Consider the following 18,441-nt stretch of genomic DNA (forward strand, 5'->3'; position numbering starts at 1 on the left):
CTGCGCCCACTTTGACCGACGAGGTACAGCATGCGTCGCACTATGGTAGCTGGTAACTGGAAGATGCACGGTACCCGCGCCAGTGTCGCTGAGCTGATCAATGGCCTTCGTCACTTGGCCTTGCCTAGCGGAGTTGATATCGCGGTGTTCCCGCCTTGCTTGCATATCACCCAAGTGGTTGATGGCTTGAAAGGTAAGTCGATTCAGGTCGGCGCGCAGAATTCTGCGGTGGAAGCCATGCAAGGTGCGTTGACCGGAGAAGTTGCACCGAGTCAGCTGGTTGATGCGGGTTGTTCCTATGTGCTTGTCGGGCACTCCGAGCGCCGCCAGATGATGGGCGAGCGTGACGGGACACTCAATCGCAAGTTCGCAGCGGCACAGGCTTGTGGCTTGATTCCGGTGTTGTGTATTGGGGAAACCCTTGAGCAGCGTGAATCGGGCAAAACTCTTGAAGTTGTCTCGCGTCAGCTTGGCAGCATCATCGAGGAGCTGGGTGTTGGTGCGTTCGCAAAAGCGGTAATTGCTTACGAGCCGGTCTGGGCCATTGGTACCGGGCTGACTGCTACACCGCAGCAGGCGCAGGATGTGCACGCAGCCATCCGCGCTCAGTTAGCGGCAGAGAATTCTGAAGTCGCACAAGGTGTGCGGCTTCTATACGGCGGCAGCGTGAAGGCGGCCAATGCGGTCGAACTGTTCGGCATGCCGGATATCGATGGGGGGCTCATTGGTGGAGCTTCCCTGAATGCAGATGAGTTCGGTGCGATTTGTCGCGCCGCGGGAAACTGAAAAAATGCTGGAAACAGTCGTAGTCGTTTTTCATCTGTTGGCTGCCTTGGGCGTAGTTGCCCTGGTTTTGTTGCAACAGGGTAAAGGTGCGGATGCTGGTGCGTCTTTCGGTGCAGGTGCTTCAAATACTGTGTTCGGAAGCCAAGGTTCCTCTACCTTTCTTAGTAAGTTTACTGCTATACTTGCCGCCGGTTTCTTCATAACCAGCTTAGGGTTAGGTTACTTTGCTAAAGAGAAAGCTCATGTGCTGACTCAAGTAGGTTTGCCAAACCCAGCAGTGTTGGAAGTACCAAAGGCAAAACCGGCTTCTGATGATGTCCCGGTGCTTCAAGAGCAAAAGTCGGCTACTCCAGCGACTGACGTGCCTCCAGCTCAAGAGCAAAAGTAAGAAGGGTTGTAAACGCTGTATTGCCGAGGTGGTGGAATTGGTAGACACGCAACCTTGAGGTGGTTGTGCCCATAGGGTGTAGGGGTTCGAGTCCCCTTCTCGGTACCAATTATCAGGAGAGCCCGCTGTTGCGGGCTTTCTTGTAGGTGGAAGGTTACATTGACCCTGTAAGGGATCGGTCGTATACTTCCGCCCCAGCTTTGTCGCGGGGTGGAGCAGTCTGGTAGCTCGTCGGGCTCATAACCCGAAGGTCGTCGGTTCAAATCCGGCCCCCGCAACCAGTTTTAGCGGAGCCCCTTTTAAGGGGCTTTTTGTTAGCTGGACACTTTCAACGCCGCTGTTCGACGGCGTTTCAAGGATGGGCGTTTCGCCCATTTTTTTATTTTGCACAGCATGCACATACATGCACGAGGGGGTTCAGGTGTCGAGCAAGCTAGAAGAGTTGCAGGCCTTGTTGGCCCCGGTGGTCGTGGCCCTAGGCTATGAATGCTGGGGTATTGAGTTTTCGGCTCAAGGTCGCCACTCAATGTTGCGCGTTTATATCGATAAAGAGGGCGGTGTGCTGGTGGACGATTGTGCCATTGTCAGCCGTCAGATCAGTGGTGTTCTGGATGTTGAAGATCCTATCTCCGTTGAATATACCCTCGAAGTTTCCTCGCCAGGCATGGAACGCCCACTGTTCACTATTGAGCAGTTTGCAAAATTTGCCGGTGAACAAGTGAAGATCAAGCTGCGATCCCCGTTTGAAGGGCGTCGCAACTTTCAGGGCCTTCTGCGCGGTGTAGAAGAACAGGATGTCGTGGTGCAGGTAGAAGACCATGAATTCCTGTTGCCGATCGATATGATCGACAAGGCCAACATTATTCCCAGTTTTGACTGAGACGCGGATCCCGCGGATCCAATGGCTTGCGAAAGGCGAGGCGTACGATGAGCAAAGAAGTACTGCTGGTTGTTGAGTCGGTATCCAATGAAAAGGGCGTACCGGCAAACGTGATTTTTGAAGCGTTGGAGCTGGCCCTGGCCACTGCTACCAAAAAGCGTTTTGAAGACGAAGTTGATCTGCGTGTGGAAATCAACCGCCACACCGGCGCCTACGAGACGTTCCGTCGCTGGACGGTTGTCGAAGAAGCCGATCTTGATGATCCGGCGATTGAAACCTGGCCAAGCAAGGTTGCTGAAACGCACCCAGGCGCCCAGGTCGGTGATGTCGTCGAAGAAAAGATCGAATCCATCGAGTTCGGCCGCATTGCTGCACAGACCGCCAAGCAGGTCATCGTGCAGAAGGTTCGTGAGGCCGAGCGCGCTCAAGTCGTTGACGCCTATCGCGAGCGCCTGGGTGAAATCATCTCCGGCACCGTGAAAAAAGTTACCCGCGACAATGTGATCGTCGACCTGGGCAATAACGCCGAAGCGTTGCTGGCCCGCGAAGACATCATCTCTCGCGAAACCTTCCGTGTCGGCGTGCGTTTGCGTGCGCTGCTCAAGGAAATCCGCACCGAGAACCGTGGCCCTCAGTTGATCCTGTCGCGTACCGCGCCGGAAATGCTGATTGAGCTGTTCCGTATCGAGGTGCCGGAAATTGCCGAAGGCCTGATCGAAGTCATGGCTGCGTCCCGCGACCCGGGTTCGCGCGCCAAGATCGCGGTCCGTTCCAAGGATAAACGCATCGACCCGCAAGGCGCTTGCATCGGTATGCGCGGTTCGCGCGTCCAGGCAGTGTCGGGCGAATTGGGCGGTGAGCGTGTGGACATCGTCCTATGGGACGATAACCCGGCGCAGTTCGTGATCAACGCCATGTCGCCGGCTGAAGTGGCGGCAATTATCGTTGACGAAGATGCCCATGCAATGGACATCGCCGTTGGCGCAGACAATCTGGCTCAGGCCATTGGTCGTGGTGGTCAGAACGTGCGTCTGGCCAGCCAATTGACCGGCTGGACCCTGAACGTGATGACCGAATCGGACATCCAGGCTAAGCAGCAAGCTGAAACCGGTGACATCCTGCGCAACTTCATCGACGAGTTGGAAGTCGACGAAGACCTGGCGCAGGTGCTGGTAGATGAAGGCTTTACCAGCCTGGAAGAGATTGCCTACGTACCGTTGGAAGAAATGCTCAACATCGACGGCTTTGACGAAGACACCGTCAACGAGCTTCGCGCTCGGGCCAAGGATCGTTTGTTGACTAAAGCCATCGCTACTGAGGAAAAGCTGGCAGACGCCCATCCGGCCGAAGACCTGCTCTCGCTTGAGGGTATGGACAAGGATTTGGCGATGGAACTGGCGGTGCGCGGCGTAATTACCCGCGAAGACCTGGCCGAGCAGTCTATTGACGATCTGCTCGACATCGACGGCATTGACGATGATCGTGCCGGCAAGTTGATCATGGCCGCCCGAGCCCATTGGTTCGAGTAATTAGGCGCGGCCTGAGGAGAGAAGTGCATGACGCAAGTCACGGTGAAACAACTGGCCGATGAGGTCAAAACACCGGTAGAGCGCCTGTTGCAGCAGATGCGTGAGGCAGGTCTGCCGCACACCGCCGCCGATGAAGGTGTGAGCGATAGTGAGAAGCAGTCTTTGCTGACTCACTTGAAGAGCAGCCACAAGGCGAAAGTGGAAGAACCGCGCAAGATTACATTGCAGCGCAAAACCACCAGCACCCTGCGTGTTGCGGGTAGCAAGAGCATCAGCGTTGAAGTACGCAAGAAGAAAGTCTTCGTACAGCGCAGCCCGGAAGAAATTGAAGCCGAGCGCAAACGCGAACTGGATGAACGTCGCGCAGTAGAAAATGCTGCACGTCAGAAGGCTGAAGAAGAAGCCAAGCGTCGCGCCGAAGAAGAAGCGCGTCGCCAGCCTGCTGCTGCGCAAACTGCTTCCACTGAAGCAGTCGCCGCGCCTAGCGCTCCTGTAGAGGCTGTGCGTGAGGCTGCTCCGGCAGCCGCAGCACCAGCGCCTGCAGCTGATGCCCGCAAGCGTGACGAACCTCGTCGTCCGGATAAACCACGTGCCGACGATAACAATCGTCGCGGTGGTGGTGGCGATGGCGAGCGTAAAAACGCTCCGCATCGTGCTTCGGTCAAAGAGAAAGCGCCAGCTCCACGCGTTGCCCCACGTACTACCGACGAAGAAAGCGATAGCTTCCGTCGTGGTGGTCGTGGCAAGGCCAAGCTGAAGAAGCGCAACGCCCACGGTTTCCAGAGCCCAACCGGCCCTGTCGTGCGTGATGTGCAGATCGGCGAGACCATCACTGTTGGCGATCTTGCCAACCAGATGTCGGTCAAGGCTGCTGAAATCATCAAGTTCATGTTCAAACTGGGTACTCCAGCGACCATCAACCAGGTGCTTGATCAGGAAACTGCTCAACTGGTAGCCGAAGAACTGGGCCACAAAGTGACCCTGGTCAGCGACACCGCTCTGGAAGACTCCCTGGCTGAGTCCCTGAAGTTTGAAGGTGAGACGTTCTCCCGTGCGCCAGTCGTGACCGTAATGGGTCACGTTGACCATGGTAAGACTTCGCTGCTCGACTACATCCGTCGTGCCAAGGTAGCTGCTGGCGAAGCCGGTGGTATCACCCAGCATATCGGTGCGTACCACGTTGAAACCGAGCGCGGCATGGTCACCTTCCTCGATACCCCAGGTCACGCCGCGTTTACCGCAATGCGTGCCCGTGGTGCCAAGGCGACTGACATCGTGATCCTGGTTGTTGCAGCGGACGACGGCGTGATGCCGCAGACCATTGAAGCTGTCCAGCATGCTAAAGCCGCTGGTGTTCCTCTGGTTGTTGCTGTGAACAAGATCGACAAGCCGGGCGCCGATCTCGATCGCATCCGTAGCGAACTGTCGGTTCATGGCGTGACGTCTGAAGAGTGGGGCGGTGATACGCCGTTCGTTTCGGTTTCGGCCAAAGTCGGTACTGGCGTGGACGAACTGCTCGAAGCTGTCCTTCTGCAAGCTGAAGTACTTGAACTGAAAGCAACCCCATCGGCCCCAGGTCGTGGTGTTGTGGTTGAGTCGCGTCTCGACAAAGGTCGTGGCCCGGTTGCAACCGTATTGGTTCAAGACGGTACTCTGCGTCAAGGCGACATGGTTCTGGTCGGTTCGAACTATGGCCGTGTACGTGCCATGCTCGACGAGAACGGCAAGCCAATCAAGGAAGCCGGTCCTTCCATCCCTGTCGAGATCCTCGGCCTGGACGGTACTCCGGACGCTGGCGACGAGATGAGCGTGCTGTCTGACGAGAAGAAAGCCCGTGAAGTGGCTTTGTTCCGCCAAGGCAAGTTCCGCGAAGTCAAACTGGCTCGCGCTCACGCCGGCAAGCTGGAAAACATCTTCGAGAACATGGGCCAGGCAGAGAAGAAGACGCTTAATATCGTCCTCAAATCTGACGTTCGTGGTTCCCTCGAAGCGTTGAACGGCGCCTTGAATGGCCTGGGTAACGACGAAGTGCAAGTGCGTGTTGTGGGTGGCGGTGTCGGTGGTATCACCGAGTCCGACGCCAACCTGGCACTGGCTTCCAACGCTGTACTGTTTGGCTTCAACGTGCGTGCTGATGCTGGCGCTCGCAAGATTGTCGAGCAGGAAGGCCTGGACATGCGTTACTACAACGTCATCTACGACATCATCGAAGACGTCAAGAAAGCCCTCACCGGCATGCTTGGCAGCGACGTTCGGGAGAATATCCTGGGTATCGCCGAAGTACGTGACGTGTTCCGCTCGCCGAAATTCGGCGCGATCGCCGGTTGCATGGTTATCGAAGGTACTGTGTACCGTAACCGTCCAATCCGTGTACTGCGTGAAGACATCGTTATCTTCGAAGGCGAGCTGGAATCCCTGCGCCGCTTCAAGGATGACGCTTCTGAAGTACGTGCCGGCATGGAATGCGGTATCGGCGTCAAGAGCTACAACGACGTCAAGGCTGGCGACAAGATCGAAGTCTACGAGAAGGTTCAGGTTGCTCGCAGCCTCTAACTCGCGCACTTCCGGAGCCACGCCGCGTGTGGGCATGCAAATGCCCCGCAAAGCGTACGGACTCTAAACGCAACGCCCGGTCTGGCTTTTGTCAGGCCGGGCGTTTGCCGCTTTCAGACCCCATGGGTTTCACCGTGTGGCAGTAACAGGTAACAAGACATGGCAAAAGAATACAGCCGTACCCAGCGTATCGGCGATCAGATGCAGCGCGAGCTGGCCCAACTGATCCGTCGCGAAGTCAAAGACCCGCGCGTTGGCCTGGTCACTATCACCGCCGTTGAAGTGAGCCGTGACGTGGGTCACGCCAAGATCTTCATCACCGTGATGGGTGAGGACAGTGCCGAAGAAATCGCACAAAGCATCAAGGTGCTCAACGCTGCTGCAGGTTTCCTGCGCATGCAGTTAGCCCGCGAAATGAAGCTGCGCAGCGTGCCCCAGTTGCACTTCCACTACGACGAAAGCGTCGTGCGTGGCGCGCACCTGTCGGCACTGATCGAGCGCGCCGTGGCGGAAGACAGTCAGCACCCATCCACACCTGAAGACGCCAAGGAGTAAGCGGTGGCTCAGGTCAAACGTATCCGTCGCAACGTCAGCGGCATCATCCTGCTCGACAAGCCGCTTGGCTTTACCTCCAATGCTGCGTTGCAGAAGGTCCGCTGGTTGCTCAATGCCGAGAAAGCCGGACACACCGGCAGCCTCGATCCCCTGGCCACCGGCGTACTGCCGTTGTGCTTTGGCGAGGCCACCAAGTTCTCGCAATATCTGCTCGACTCCGACAAGGGTTACGAAACCCTGATGCAACTGGGTAAGACCACCACCACGGCTGACGCCGAAGGTGATGTTTTGCAGGTTCGCGACGTGACCGTTGGTCGTGCTGATATCGAAGCGGCTTTACCTGCTTTTCGTGGGAAAATCAGTCAGATACCGCCGATGTACTCGGCCCTCAAGCGTGATGGGCAGCCCCTTTACAAGCTGGCACGTGCGGGTGAAGTAGTGGAGCGCGAACCGCGTTCTGTTACTATTGCGCGCTTGGAATTACTCGCCTGTGAAGGTGACACCGCACGCCTGGCCGTCGACTGCAGCAAAGGCACCTATATCCGTACCCTGGTGGAAGATATTGGTGAACAACTCGGTTGCGGCGCGTACGTTGCAGAGCTGCGACGCACTCAGGCCGGACCTTTCAGCCTGGCCCAAACGGTCACGCTGGAGGAGTTGGAAGCGGTACACGCTGAAGGCGGAAACGAAGCAGTTGATCGCTTCCTGATGCCATCGGACAGCGGTTTGCTGGATTGGCCATTGCTGCACTTTTCGGAGCACAGCGCGTTCTACTGGCTGAATGGCCAGCCGGTACGCGCCCCGGATGCCCCGAAGTTCGGCATGGTGCGGGTACAGGATCATAACGGTCGCTTTATCGGTATCGGTGAAGTGAGCGAAGACGGGCGCATCGCGCCGCGTCGACTGATTCGGTCAGAATGACCGAACGAGTGTGGCTGTTAACAGGCATGGTCAACACTCATTTTTAGATACAGGGATTTGTCCCTGGCCTGTTGAAACTGCCCTTTGGGTGGTTTCCTGAAAAAAGGATTGCCTCATGGCTCTCGACGTTCAAGAAAAAGCACAAATCGTAGCTGACTATCAGCAAGCTGTTGGTGACACTGGTTCGCCAGAAGTGCAAGTTGCACTGCTGACCCACAACATCAACAAGCTGCAAGGTCACTTCAAGGCCAACGGTAAAGATCACCACTCCCGTCGTGGTCTGATCCGCATGGTAAACCAGCGCCGTAAGCTGCTGGACTACCTGAAAGGCAAGGATCTGGGTCGTTATCAGGCTCTGATCGGTCGCCTGGGTCTGCGTCGCTAATCAGCGATTGCGCTAGAGGTTGGTTGTCTGCCGTGTGTCAGTGGGATTCCCGCTGGCCCATGGTAGGCTCCCAGCCTCAAGTTTTATCTGGATACACGTTTTACCCCTGGACAAGGGTTGGGCCGATTCCCGACATTGCCCAAGAATTTCGCAAGAAGACAAGTTCCCCAAGAGCCACAAAGAAGGTAGGACACCGTGAACCCGGTTATCAAAAAATTCCAGTTCGGTCAGTCGACCGTTACCCTCGAGACAGGCCGTATCGCCCGTCAAGCCTCCGGCGCAGTGCTGGTTACCGTTGACGACGACGTTACCGTATTGGTGACCGTTGTTGGCGCCAAGCACGCCGACCCAAGCAAAGGCTTCTTCCCTCTCTCTGTTCACTACCAGGAAAAGACTTACGCTGCCGGTAAGATCCCTGGCGGTTTCTTCAAGCGCGAAGGCCGTCCTTCCGAGAAAGAAACCCTGACTTCCCGACTGATCGACCGTCCGATCCGTCCGCTGTTCCCAGAAGGCTTCATGAACGAAGTGCAGGTTGTCTGCACCGTCGTTTCCACCAGCAAGAAAACCGATCCTGACGTCGCTGCGATGATCGGTACTTCGGCTGCCCTGGCCATCTCCGGTATTCCTTTCGATGGCCCGATCGGCGCAGCCCGCGTTGCTTTCCACGAAAGCACCGGTTACCTGCTGAACCCGACTTACGAGCAGCTGAAAGCGTCGAGCCTGGACATGGTCGTTGCGGGTACTTCGGAAGCCGTATTGATGGTTGAATCGGAAGCCAAAGAGCTGACCGAAGACCAGATGCTGGGCGCCGTACTGTTTGCTCACGACGAGTTCCAGGTTGTGATCAACGCTGTGAAAGAACTGGCTGCCGAAGCTGCCAAGCCTACTTGGGCCTGGGCTCCGCAAGCCGAAGCCACCGAACTGCTGGGCGCTATCCGCTCCGAGTTCGGCGCAGCGATCTCCGACGCCTACACCATCACCGTCAAGGCCGACCGTTACGCTCGCTTGGGTGAGCTGAAGGACCAGGTTGTTGCCAAGCTGTCCGGCGAAGAAGGCCAGCCTTCTTCCAGCGAAGTCAAAGCAGCGTTCGGTGAAATCGAATACCGCACCGTTCGCGAAAACATCGTTAACGGCAAGCCGCGTATCGATGGCCGCGACACTCGCACCGTTCGTCCGCTGAACATCGAAGTCGGCGTTCTGCCGAAGACTCACGGTTCGGCACTGTTCACCCGTGGTGAAACCCAGGCACTGGTCGTTGCGACCCTGGGTACTGCCCGTGACGCACAGCTGCTGGACACCCTGGAAGGCGAGAAGAAAGACCCGTTCATGCTGCACTACAACTTCCCGCCGTTCTCGGTGGGCGAGTGTGGTCGCATGGGTGGCGCTGGTCGTCGCGAAATCGGTCACGGCCGTCTGGCCCGTCGTTCGGTTCAGGCCATGCTGCCTGCTGCTGACGTGTTCCCGTACACCATTCGTGTGGTGTCGGAAATCACCGAGTCCAACGGTTCCAGCTCCATGGCTTCGGTCTGCGGTGCTTCCCTGGCTCTGATGGACGCGGGTGTGCCGATGAAGGCGCCGGTTGCCGGTATCGCCATGGGCCTGGTTAAAGAAGGCGAGAAGTTCGCCATCCTGACCGACATCCTGGGTGACGAAGACCACTTGGGCGACATGGACTTCAAAGTAGCCGGTACCGCTAAAGGTGTTACCGCGTTGCAGATGGACATCAAGATCAAAGGTATCACCGAAGAAATCATGGAGATCGCCCTGGGCCAAGCCCTGGAAGCGCGCCTGAACATCCTCGGTCAGATGAACCAGATCATTGGTCAGTCGCGTACCGAACTGTCGGAAAATGCTCCGACCATGATCGCGATGAAAATCGACACCGACAAAATCCGCGATGTTATCGGTAAAGGCGGCGCGACCATTCGTGCGATCTGTGAAGAGACCAAGGCTTCGATCGACATCGAAGACGACGGCTCGATCAAGATCTTCGGCGAAACCAAGGAAGCTGCAGAAGCTGCGCGTCAGCGCGTCCTGGGCATCACCGCTGAAGCTGAGATCGGCAAGATCTACGTCGGTAAGGTTGAGCGCATCGTCGACTTCGGCGCATTCGTCAACATCCTGCCGGGCAAAGACGGTCTGGTTCACATCTCCATGCTGAGTGACGCTCGCGTTGAGAAAGTGACCGACATTCTGAAAGAAGGCCAGGAAGTGGAAGTGTTGGTACTGGACGTGGACAACCGCGGCCGTATCAAGCTCTCCATCAAGGATGTAGCAGCAGCCAAGGCTTCGGGCGTTTAATCACCCCTGGCTCATGCTGAAAAGAAGGACTCCTCGGAGTCCTTTTTTTATGTTCATGGGAAAGTACCGATAAATCAGGCGCTTAGTAAATCCTAAAAGCCGCAACTTGCATGCAGGCACGATCGACTTCATGCAACTTGCACGATTTCGAAAATTTGCTGTTTCCGTAACTTGTTGTTTTTTAAGGATTTAATTGAGTGTCAGGACTTGGCACACTGCCTGCAACAACCCTGTTAACGCTGCAGCATCAAGGTTTACACGCTGCAGACTTTTTATAAAACAGGAGTTACTCGTATGAAGAAGTTCGCTTTCGCTGCTGCTACCGCTCTGACCCTGGCCATGGGTGCTAACGTGGCCTTTGCTCAGACTTCCCAAGCTCCAATGACCCTGGCCGCTGGTGAAGTGACCAAGGCTAAAGAATCCACTTCGGATACTTGGATCACCACCAAAGTCAAAGCTGACCTGCTGACTGAAAAAGGCATTCCTGGTTCGGACATCAAGGTTGAAACCAACAAAGGCGTGGTTTCCCTGTCTTCGACCGTTGCGATCTCTGATTCGCAAAAAGCTACCGCCGTAGCAATCACCAAGCGCATTAAAGGTGTAACTGCCGTTTCTGCTGACGGCCTGCTGGCTGGCGGCGCTACCAAGGCCGACGGCATCGACAAAACCAAAAGCGCAGCTGCTGATGCCAAGGGCGCAACCTCCGATACCTGGATCACCACCAAAGTGAAAGCTGACCTGGTAACCGAGAAAGGTATTCCTGGCACCGACATCAAAGTCGAAACCAACAAAGGCGTGGTTTCCCTGTCCTCTTCGGTTGCAGTGACCGAAGCACAGAAAACCACCGCGGTGAATATCACCAAGAAAATCAAAGGCGTTAAAGCTGTATCGGCCGATGGCCTGAAAGCAGAGTAACGCTTAACGATTCGTCTGAACTAGACAGAGGCGGCAACGGGTGAGTCAGATATCCACTTAATGCACCTCAAGGGTTCATGCGACCGACCACACGGATGTGGTCATTACAGGCCCCGGCACTTGTGTCGGGGCCTGTTCTATTGTGGGCTGAAACAAACGTGAATCGGATAAAGATCAAAGGTGGGGCTTGCTCCCACACCTTGATCCATGTGGATCGCTGATTACTCGGCATCCAAGTGCATTGGGGTCACGACACGGCCATCCTTCTCTGCCTGGCCCAGGCTGGCATCAATAAAGTACACCCGGTCATCTTCCAGCTGGCCTTTGTCCACCAGGTAATCCTTGATCGTGCTTGCGCGGTCCTGGCCCAGTTGACGCAGCAGCACATCACTGGAACTCCAGAACGTGATCACCCCGTCACGCAGTTTCGCGGTACGGTCTTCATCGCTCAGGTTTTTCCATTCGGCCGGTGGTTGTTGTTTGAGGCGGGTGCGGTAAATGCCTTCCAGCAACGGTGCCTTTTCCTTCTCGGGGACCACAAGCAACGATGCTTGGGCCGGGACTTTATCGCCACGGCGCTGCAGGATTTTGTAGTAGTTATATTGGTATTCACGTTCCAGGCGCTGACCGGCCAGGAACGGGCCATCACTGCTGGCATCGGCCGTGCCTTCGATTTCCAGGCGTAGGGTAGGGCGTTCCTTGAGCGCCTTGGCTAGCTTGCCCAGGGCGTCCTCGGCGTCTTTGTTCAATTCGCTGGAGCCCGCGGCGAACGACACATTACCCAAGTCCTCCGAACCCCCTCCGGTTACCAGCCCACCAATGAACTTGAATGGCGCCGTAGCGGCGCGTACCACCAAGTTACGCAGGGTCTGCCACACGATCGGCATCACACTGAATTGCGGATTGTTCAAATCACCTGTCACGGGCAGTTCGATAGAGATCTTGCCGTCACTGTCCTTAAGCAGGGCGATCGCCAGGCGAATCGGCAAGTCCACGGCGTCGGCGCTGTCGACTTTTTCACCCAGTTGCAGTTGCTCGACCACTACTTTGTTTTCGGCCTTCAACTGGCCTTTGATGATCACATAGTGGAGGTCGAGGTTGAGGCGGCCCTTGCGGATCCGGAAACCGGCGAACTTACCAGAGTAGGGCGTCAGGGTGGTCAGCTCGACACGTTTAAAGCTGGTGGCAATATCCAGTGCGGCCATCGGATCAAACGGGTTCACGCTGCCCTTGATCGTAACGGGCGCGTAGCGATCGACCTTCCCTTTGATATCCACACTGGCCGGTTTGGCTTGGCGACTGTCGATGGTGCCGATCTGCCCGTTCAGCTGTTGGATGGCAGTGGCGAAGTTGGGTGTGAGGCTGAAGTCGGCAAAGTTGGCGGAGCCGTCGTTGATCGCAATCTGCCCGATATGAATGCCCAGAGGTTTGTCTTTGCTGGTCGGTTTTGCCGCCGACTGGGTGCCACTGCTGGCCGGCTGTGGGATCAAGAGATCATCGACGTTGGTGGTGCGATCATCATTGATCATGAAGCGCGCATACGGCTGCAACAGATTGACCTTGTCGATCGACAGGCTATCGCCGTGCTGGTAGTTCACGCCCTCCAGCACCAGTCGTTGCCACTTGAGGAAGTCGCGGGTCTTAAGGGTGTCCAGAGTGTGCAATTGATCGACCTGCGCTCGGCCGGTGATCTGCAGCGCCAGGGGATCGGTGCTTTTCAGGTTCACGTCCAGGTTGCTGCCAAGCATGCCGCTACGCAGCTCCAGACGAATAAACGGGCTGATATAGGATTGGGCCACTCGCAGGTCGATGTCTTGGGTGTTGACCTTCAGCTTGGCGCTGACCGGGTTGAGATTGACCACGCCGGTTGCCTGGATCTTGCCCTGCTTGCCCAGGCCGGTGTCGACCTTCAGGGTAAACGGGCTCTGGTTGAGACTGTCGAAGTTCTGCACGTCGACGTTCAGCGGGCCCAGTTCCAGTGCGACGGCCGGTTTGGCCTGGCGGTCGGCCAAGTGCACCTGATAATTGCGCAGTTGCACATCCTTGAGCAGCACTTGCCAAGGTTTGCTGGGCGCGACCGGTTCAGGTTTTGGCGAGTCTGCAGTGGCGGGTGCACTGGCAGGCTCCGGCGCCTTGGCCGGTTTGTTCGGTTGACTGGCGAACAGCTTTTGCCAGTCCAGTTGCCCGTCGGCCTCACGGGCTGCCCAGGTTTCCAGTTTGTTACTGCGGATTTTGCCGACCACCACTTGCTGCTTGGCCAGGTCGATCGTCGTTTCGCTGACGTCCAGGCGTTCCAGGCGCACCAATGGGCGGCCATCCGGCGCTTTGATGGCAAAGGGCGCGATGCTGGCGGCGGTGTTGGTCAGGTTCAGTTCGGTCTCTTTGGCCAGGGAGAACTTGTACGCGGTGCTGAAGTTGAGCACGCCGTCTTCAAGCACCAGTGGCAAGGCGTCACGCACATAAGGCCACCAGGCTTTCATCTTGCCGCCGGTGACCTTCAGCGTACCTTCGGAGGTGATCGGCACCAGGCTGAAGTTGCCTTTCCAGTCGATCTGCCCACCTTCAGGACCGGCGGCCACCAGGGTCATGTCCGCGTTGTCTTCTGGCAGGGTGCTGAGGTTCTTCAGCTCGAAGTCGAGGGTGTCGTAGAGGAATTCGATAGGTTCGCTGGGGCGCAAGTCTTGAAAATGCACGTAACCGCTGGTCAGCTTGATACTGTCGACACGCAGCGGGAACGGTTTGGTGTCGGGGTTAGCAGGGGTAGGCTCGCTCGGTGGCAGCTTGAACAACTGCGCCAGATTCAGCTGGCCTGATTTGTCGAACAACAACTCGGTCTTGGGCTTGTCCAGTTGCACATCAGCCAGGTGCAGGGCGCGGGTCCACAGGCTATCGACCTGCAGGTTGGCGTAAAGCCGTTCGAAACCTACCTGTTCCTTACCGGGCTCGCCGATCTTCAAGCCCCATACCGTTACTTCCAGGCTGAACGGGTTAAGTTCGATCCGTTCGATGCGTGCCGGCACCGTGGCGTAATTGGCCAACTGTTGGTTGGCAACGCGAAGAGCGATGCCAGGCAAAATCAGAAAGCCCAGCAAGCTGTACAACGCGAGGGCGGTCAACAAGGCGCCAGCGGCGCGAATCAATCCTTTGGGCATGGGGCGGCGCCATCTATGTCAAACAGGAGTGCCTTGGAGTATGGCACGGGTTTTCGGTTCCGAAGAACCGGGCCTTTAGGATGCTTCTTACAGCTGAAGTATCAGAGTCTTCAGCGGTGGCTGTTGATCTTGTGAAGGAAAGTCCGCGCCTGGCGTCATGATTTTCCAATCCCGCACCGGACGCCCAGCCTTTTCCGCACAACGCAGCACCTGTTCACGCCAATCCTCCATGCTGACTTTTGCCAGATTGTTGCAGCAGATCAGCACGCCATTGTCGGCAGTAGCGAGCAGTGCAGGCTTGAGCAGGCTCTGGTAGTCGCGCAATAGGTCGACGGTACCGAAGGCGCTTTTGGCCCAGGCAGGGGGATCAAGCAATACCAGGTCATATTGGCGCTGCTCCAGGCGTGGATAGCTCGGCAGTTTCTGCCCACGACGCTGAGTGATCGGCAGTCCGGCCAATTGGCGAATCGCCGGGAAGTAGTCCGATTGCACGAACTCCATGGTTGGAAGCTGGGGATTGAGCACGCCGTTCTCACGCCCGACCGCCAGGTTACCCTCGGCGAAGTCCAGGTTACACACCTCGCGCGCTCCGCCGGCCGCTGCGCTCAGGCCTACGCCACAGGTGTAGGCAAACAGGTTCAGTACGCTCTTGCCGGCACTGTGGTCCTTGACCCAGCCGCGCGTATTGCGCAGGTCAAGAAACAGCAGCGGGTCCTGACCGGCGTGGCGCCCACGCACACGGTAATTAAGGCCCCATTCGTGGCCCACCAGGTCTTCCAGCGCGGCAGGCTCGGCGCGGTACACCGAATCTTCGCGATCGACCCGCGAGTTACCGCGGGAGCGGTCGTTATATACCAGGAGCAACTCCAGGCCCATGTACTGGTTGATCAGTTGATGCAGGTCCAGCAGGTCGGCGGTTTCCAGCGACTGATGGAAGCTTTGCACCAGTAACTGCGGGCCATAGCGATCGATGGTCAGGCCGCCGGCGCCTTCCTGGCTGCCATGGAACAGCCGATAGCAGTCGGTGCCCTGGGCGTGCAGCTCGTTGATCAGGTCTTGGCGATGATCGAGGGCGGCGCGCAGCGCCTGATTCAAGGGAGACATGGAGCGCGCCTTGCTGGGGAAATGAGGGCGCGAAGTCTAACAGTTATGGGCTACCGCCTACATCAACCCCATCCGCCGGTGTGCACGCTGCACCGAACCATCGCGCATTGCCCAGCGCAGCAACGGCGCGCTGCGCCTGACCCCGGTGCGAATCATCTGGCGTTGCAGCGGGTTCTGGTGCTGATCGAGCATGGCGCTGGCCCAGTCCGGCAGCAGGTCGATTCCGGCTTGCATCATCAACGCACCAAATGGCTTGGCCAGCGCACTGGGGGAGGGGGCGTTCAGCAGCAGGCGCAGCACTTCACGGCTGCGGTCGTCGCACAGCAGTTGCGGGCGGATGCGCGCCAGATAATCGGAAATCTCCTGCCGTGAGCGTGGCACATGCCGCGCACCCAGGCGCTCCGCCACCAGGGCGATCTCGCTGTAGTAACGGTCCTGATCGTGGCCCGAAAGACTCGGGTTGCGATAGCGCACGTGAGCGGCGAGAAAGTTGCTGACCTCTGCCACATGCACCCAGGTGAGCAGCTCCGGATCGCTGGCCGCATACGGCCGTCCATCAGGCGCATGACCGATCACTTGCAAGTGAATGGTGCGCACTTTTTCGATCAGCCAGTCGGCGTCTTTGCGCGAGCCGAATGTAGTGCCGGAGATAAACTGCGAAGTACGGCGTAGGCGCCCGAGCATGTCCTGGCGAAAGTTCGAATGGTCCCACACGCCGGCCAGGGCCAATGGGTGCAAGGCTTGCAGCATCAAGGCGCTGATGCCGCCGATGAGCATGCTGCTGAAGTCACCATGGACTTGCCAACAGACCGAGTCCGGCCCGAACAGGCCTGGATCGCCCTTGGGGTTTTCCAGGTCCAGTTGGCCCAGTGACAAGCCGGTGAGGCTCATCAGTTGGGTTTCGATACGGCTGCGGATAAATTCCATGGCGACTCGGGTTTCCTAGCGGTTCAGGCGTTTGTCGATCAGGCCGTCGACGACGCTGGGGTCGGCCAGGGTCGAGGTGTCACCCAGGCTGTCCAGTTCGTTGCAGGCAATCTTGCGCAAAATCCGGCGCATGATCTTGCCGGATCGGGTTTTCGGTAAGGCCGGTGCCCATTGGATCAGTTCCGGCTTGGCAAAGCTGCCGATTTCCTTGCTGACCAACTCCAGCAGATGTTTTTTCAGTGCGTCGCTGGGTTCGACGCCATTCATGGGGGTGACGAAGGCATAGATGCCCTGGCCTTTGACATCGTGGGGGTAGCCCACCACGGCGGCCTCGGCCACCTGGTCATGCAGCACCAGCGCACTTTCCACCTCGGCCGTGCCAATACGATGGCCGGACACGTTGATCACATCGTCGATACGCCCGGTGATCCAGTAGTCGCCGTCTTCATCACGGCGCGCGCCATCACCCGTGAAGTAGTAGCCAGGGTAGGGTTTGAAATAGGTGTCGACCATGCGCTGCGGGTCGCCGTACACGCTGCGAATCTGCCCCGGCCAGCTGGCCTTGATCGCCAGCACACCGCTGCCTGCGCCGTTGATGACCTTGCCTTGTTCATCCAGCAGCACGGGCTGTACGCCAAACATCGGCTGGGTGGCGCAACCCGGTTTGATCCGTTGGGCGCTGACCAATGGGCTGAGCATGATGCCGCCGGTTTCGGTCTGCCACCAGGTATCGACAATAGGGCAACGCTGTTCGCCCACAGCGTTGAAGTACCAGTCCCAGGCTTCCGGGTTGATCGGCTCGCCCACGCTGCCGAGCAGGCGCAGGCTGGCGCGGGAGGTCGTCTCCAACGGGCCGTGGCCCTCGCGCATCAAGGCACGCAAGGCGGTAGGGGCGGTGTAGAAGATGTTCACCTGATGTTTATCGATGACCTGCCAGAAGCGCGAACTGTCCGGGTAGCTTGGCACACCTTCGAACATCAGCGAGGTAGCGCCATTGGCCAACGGTCCATACACGATATAGCTGTGGCCGGTGACCCAGCCCACATCGGCGGTGCACCAGAACACCTCACCGTCGCGGTAATCGAGCACGTACTTAAAGGTCATTGCCGCCTGGAGCAAGTAGCCTCCCGTGGTGTGCAGCACGCCCTTGGGTTTGCCGGTGCTGCCGGAGGTGTAGAGGATAAACAGCGGGTCTTCGGCGTCCATCGGTTCGGGAGGGCAATCGTCGCTCGCCGCATCCAGGGCCTGTTGATACTTGAGGTCGCGGCCTTCGCTCCAATTCACTTGGGCGCCGGTGCGTTGTACTACCAGCACCGTGCGGACGTTGGGGCAACTCGCCAGGGCCTTGTCGACATTCTGTTTCAGCGCCACCGGCTTACCGCCGCGCACGCCTTCATCGGCGGTGATCACCGTGCGGCAGTCGGCGTCCAGAATGCGGTCGCGCAAGGCATCCGGTGAGAACCCGCCAAATACCACCGAGTGCACCGCGCCAATCCGTGTGCAGGCCAACATTGCGTAGGCCGCTTCCGGGATCATCGGCATGTAGATACACACCCGGTCGCCTTTCTTCACGCCACGGCTTTTCAGCACATTGGCCAGGCGGCAGACGTTTTGGTGCAGTTGGCGGTAGGTGATTTTGCAGGAGTTTGCAGGATCATCGCCTTCCCAGATGAAGGCCGGCTGATCGGCGCGTTGCGCCAGGTGGCGGTCGATGCAGTTGTAGCTGACGTTTAACTGGCCACCGGCAAACCATTGGGCGGCGCCGGTCTTGATGTCTGACTGCTGGACGGTGTGCCACGGCGTTATCCAGTCGAGAAAGCCCTTGGCCTGTTCGGCCCAGAACGTGTCCGGCTGTTCGATGGATTGGCGATAGAGGCGCTGGTAGTCCTCTTGACTGAGTTGCGCAGCCCGGCGGACGGCATCGGCGGTCGGAAACGTGCTGATATCGAACATGAGCGATCCTTATTCTTGTTTTTGCGACAAGTCATAAAGATGCACTCAGTAGAGGGAGGGTTCAAGGCCAACGTCCAAACGGACGTTGGCCC

At 57.8% G+C, this 18,441-nt stretch carries 14 protein-coding genes and 2 tRNA genes; 12 read left to right on the top strand and 4 right to left on the bottom strand.

Translation table 11 applies throughout. From position 1 onward, the window contains the following. Window positions 1–30 precede the first annotated feature (30 nt). From tpiA to J1G35_RS21155, 12 genes are all read left to right on the top strand, one after another. Window positions 31–786 carry a triose-phosphate isomerase gene (tpiA, locus tag J1G35_RS21100; RefSeq protein ID WP_053137795.1) on the top strand — a complete coding sequence of 252 codons (756 nt, stop codon included), beginning with the start codon at window positions 31–33 and terminating at the stop codon, window positions 784–786. Between the two features lie 4 nt (window positions 787–790). After that, window positions 791–1,174, top strand: coding sequence for a preprotein translocase subunit SecG (secG, locus tag J1G35_RS21105; RefSeq protein ID WP_010206600.1), 384 nt, complete (start codon window positions 791–793; stop codon window positions 1,172–1,174). A gap of 22 nt (window positions 1,175–1,196) precedes the next feature. Next, window positions 1,197–1,282, top strand: a tRNA-Leu gene (locus J1G35_RS21110). A 96-nt stretch (window positions 1,283–1,378) separates the two neighbouring features. Continuing rightward, window positions 1,379–1,455, top strand: a tRNA-Met gene (locus J1G35_RS21115). A gap of 140 nt (window positions 1,456–1,595) precedes the next feature. Next, window positions 1,596–2,054 (top strand): ribosome maturation factor RimP, encoded by a 459-nt coding sequence (rimP, locus tag J1G35_RS21120; RefSeq protein ID WP_038843818.1) that lies wholly within the window; start codon window positions 1,596–1,598, stop codon window positions 2,052–2,054. Between the two features lie 47 nt (window positions 2,055–2,101). Continuing rightward, window positions 2,102–3,583 carry a transcription termination factor NusA gene (gene nusA / locus J1G35_RS21125; protein WP_003212187.1) on the top strand — a complete coding sequence of 494 codons (1,482 nt, stop codon included), beginning with the start codon at window positions 2,102–2,104 and terminating at the stop codon, window positions 3,581–3,583. A gap of 27 nt (window positions 3,584–3,610) precedes the next feature. Continuing rightward, window positions 3,611–6,136 (top strand): translation initiation factor IF-2, encoded by a 2,526-nt coding sequence (gene infB / locus J1G35_RS21130; protein WP_053137792.1) that lies wholly within the window; start codon window positions 3,611–3,613, stop codon window positions 6,134–6,136. A 159-nt stretch (window positions 6,137–6,295) separates the two neighbouring features. After that, the gene (gene rbfA / locus J1G35_RS21135) at window positions 6,296–6,691 is read left to right on the top strand and encodes a 30S ribosome-binding factor RbfA (RefSeq protein WP_053137787.1); all 396 of its coding nucleotides are present in this window, start codon (window positions 6,296–6,298) and stop codon (window positions 6,689–6,691) included. A 3-nt stretch (window positions 6,692–6,694) separates the two neighbouring features. Next, a complete protein-coding gene (gene truB / locus J1G35_RS21140; RefSeq protein ID WP_223015929.1) occupies window positions 6,695–7,612 on the top strand; it encodes a tRNA pseudouridine(55) synthase TruB in 918 nt (305 codons plus the stop codon). A gap of 115 nt (window positions 7,613–7,727) precedes the next feature. Then, the gene (rpsO, locus tag J1G35_RS21145) at window positions 7,728–7,997 is read left to right on the top strand and encodes a 30S ribosomal protein S15 (RefSeq protein WP_003176135.1); all 270 of its coding nucleotides are present in this window, start codon (window positions 7,728–7,730) and stop codon (window positions 7,995–7,997) included. 195 nt (window positions 7,998–8,192) lie between these two features. Then, window positions 8,193–10,298, top strand: coding sequence for a polyribonucleotide nucleotidyltransferase (gene pnp, locus J1G35_RS21150; protein ID WP_053137781.1), 2,106 nt, complete (start codon window positions 8,193–8,195; stop codon window positions 10,296–10,298). Window positions 10,299–10,592: 294 nt separating this feature from the next. After that, window positions 10,593–11,213 (top strand): BON domain-containing protein, encoded by a 621-nt coding sequence (locus tag J1G35_RS21155; protein ID WP_053137778.1) that lies wholly within the window; start codon window positions 10,593–10,595, stop codon window positions 11,211–11,213. Window positions 11,214–11,434: 221 nt separating this feature from the next. On the opposite strand, the gene J1G35_RS21160 is transcribed toward J1G35_RS21155, so the two are convergent. The 4 genes from J1G35_RS21160 to acs all read right to left on the bottom strand — a co-directional run bounded on the left by J1G35_RS21160 (window position 11,435) and on the right by acs (window position 18,349). Continuing rightward, on the bottom strand, window positions 11,435–14,365 hold the full coding sequence (locus tag J1G35_RS21160; RefSeq protein ID WP_223015930.1) for a DUF748 domain-containing protein: 2,931 nt from the start codon (window positions 14,363–14,365) through the stop codon (window positions 11,435–11,437). 87 nt (window positions 14,366–14,452) lie between these two features. Further along, entirely contained in the window at window positions 14,453–15,469 is a 1,017-nt protein-coding gene (locus J1G35_RS21165) for a class I SAM-dependent methyltransferase (RefSeq protein WP_053137772.1), read from the bottom strand. A 57-nt stretch (window positions 15,470–15,526) separates the two neighbouring features. Further along, window positions 15,527–16,396, bottom strand: a complete 870-nt coding sequence (locus J1G35_RS21170) for an oxygenase MpaB family protein (protein ID WP_223015931.1) — start codon at window positions 16,394–16,396, stop codon at window positions 15,527–15,529. Window positions 16,397–16,411: 15 nt separating this feature from the next. Further along, window positions 16,412–18,349: an acetate--CoA ligase gene (gene acs, locus J1G35_RS21175; protein WP_223015932.1), complete on the bottom strand. Its 1,938-nt coding sequence runs from the start codon at window positions 18,347–18,349 to the stop codon at window positions 16,412–16,414. Between the last annotated feature and the right edge of the window lie 92 nt (window positions 18,350–18,441).

Source organism: Pseudomonas sp. SH10-3B, assembly GCF_019891415.1.
In the GTDB taxonomy this organism is placed as follows: Bacteria; Pseudomonadota; Gammaproteobacteria; order Pseudomonadales; family Pseudomonadaceae; genus Aquipseudomonas.

Bases quoted from the DNA above. Each gene is read 5' to 3' on its own strand.
- tpiA (WP_053137795.1), top strand. From the start codon at position 31: ATGCGTCGCACTATGGTAGCTGGTAACTGGAAGATGCACGGTACCCGC.
- secG (WP_010206600.1), top strand. From the start codon at position 791: ATGCTGGAAACAGTCGTAGTCGTTTTTCATCTGTTGGCTGCCTTGGGC.
- nusA (WP_003212187.1), top strand. From the start codon at position 2,102: ATGAGCAAAGAAGTACTGCTGGTTGTTGAGTCGGTATCCAATGAAAAG.
- infB (WP_053137792.1), top strand. From the start codon at position 3,611: ATGACGCAAGTCACGGTGAAACAACTGGCCGATGAGGTCAAAACACCG.
- rbfA (WP_053137787.1), top strand. From the start codon at position 6,296: ATGGCAAAAGAATACAGCCGTACCCAGCGTATCGGCGATCAGATGCAG.
- rpsO (WP_003176135.1), top strand. From the start codon at position 7,728: ATGGCTCTCGACGTTCAAGAAAAAGCACAAATCGTAGCTGACTATCAG.
- J1G35_RS21155 (WP_053137778.1), top strand. From the start codon at position 10,593: ATGAAGAAGTTCGCTTTCGCTGCTGCTACCGCTCTGACCCTGGCCATG.
- J1G35_RS21160 (WP_223015930.1), bottom strand. From the start codon at position 14,365: ATGCCCAAAGGATTGATTCGCGCCGCTGGCGCCTTGTTGACCGCCCTC.
- J1G35_RS21165 (WP_053137772.1), bottom strand. From the start codon at position 15,469: ATGTCTCCCTTGAATCAGGCGCTGCGCGCCGCCCTCGATCATCGCCAA.
- J1G35_RS21170 (WP_223015931.1), bottom strand. From the start codon at position 16,396: ATGGAATTTATCCGCAGCCGTATCGAAACCCAACTGATGAGCCTCACC.
- acs (WP_223015932.1), bottom strand. From the start codon at position 18,349: ATGTTCGATATCAGCACGTTTCCGACCGCCGATGCCGTCCGCCGGGCT.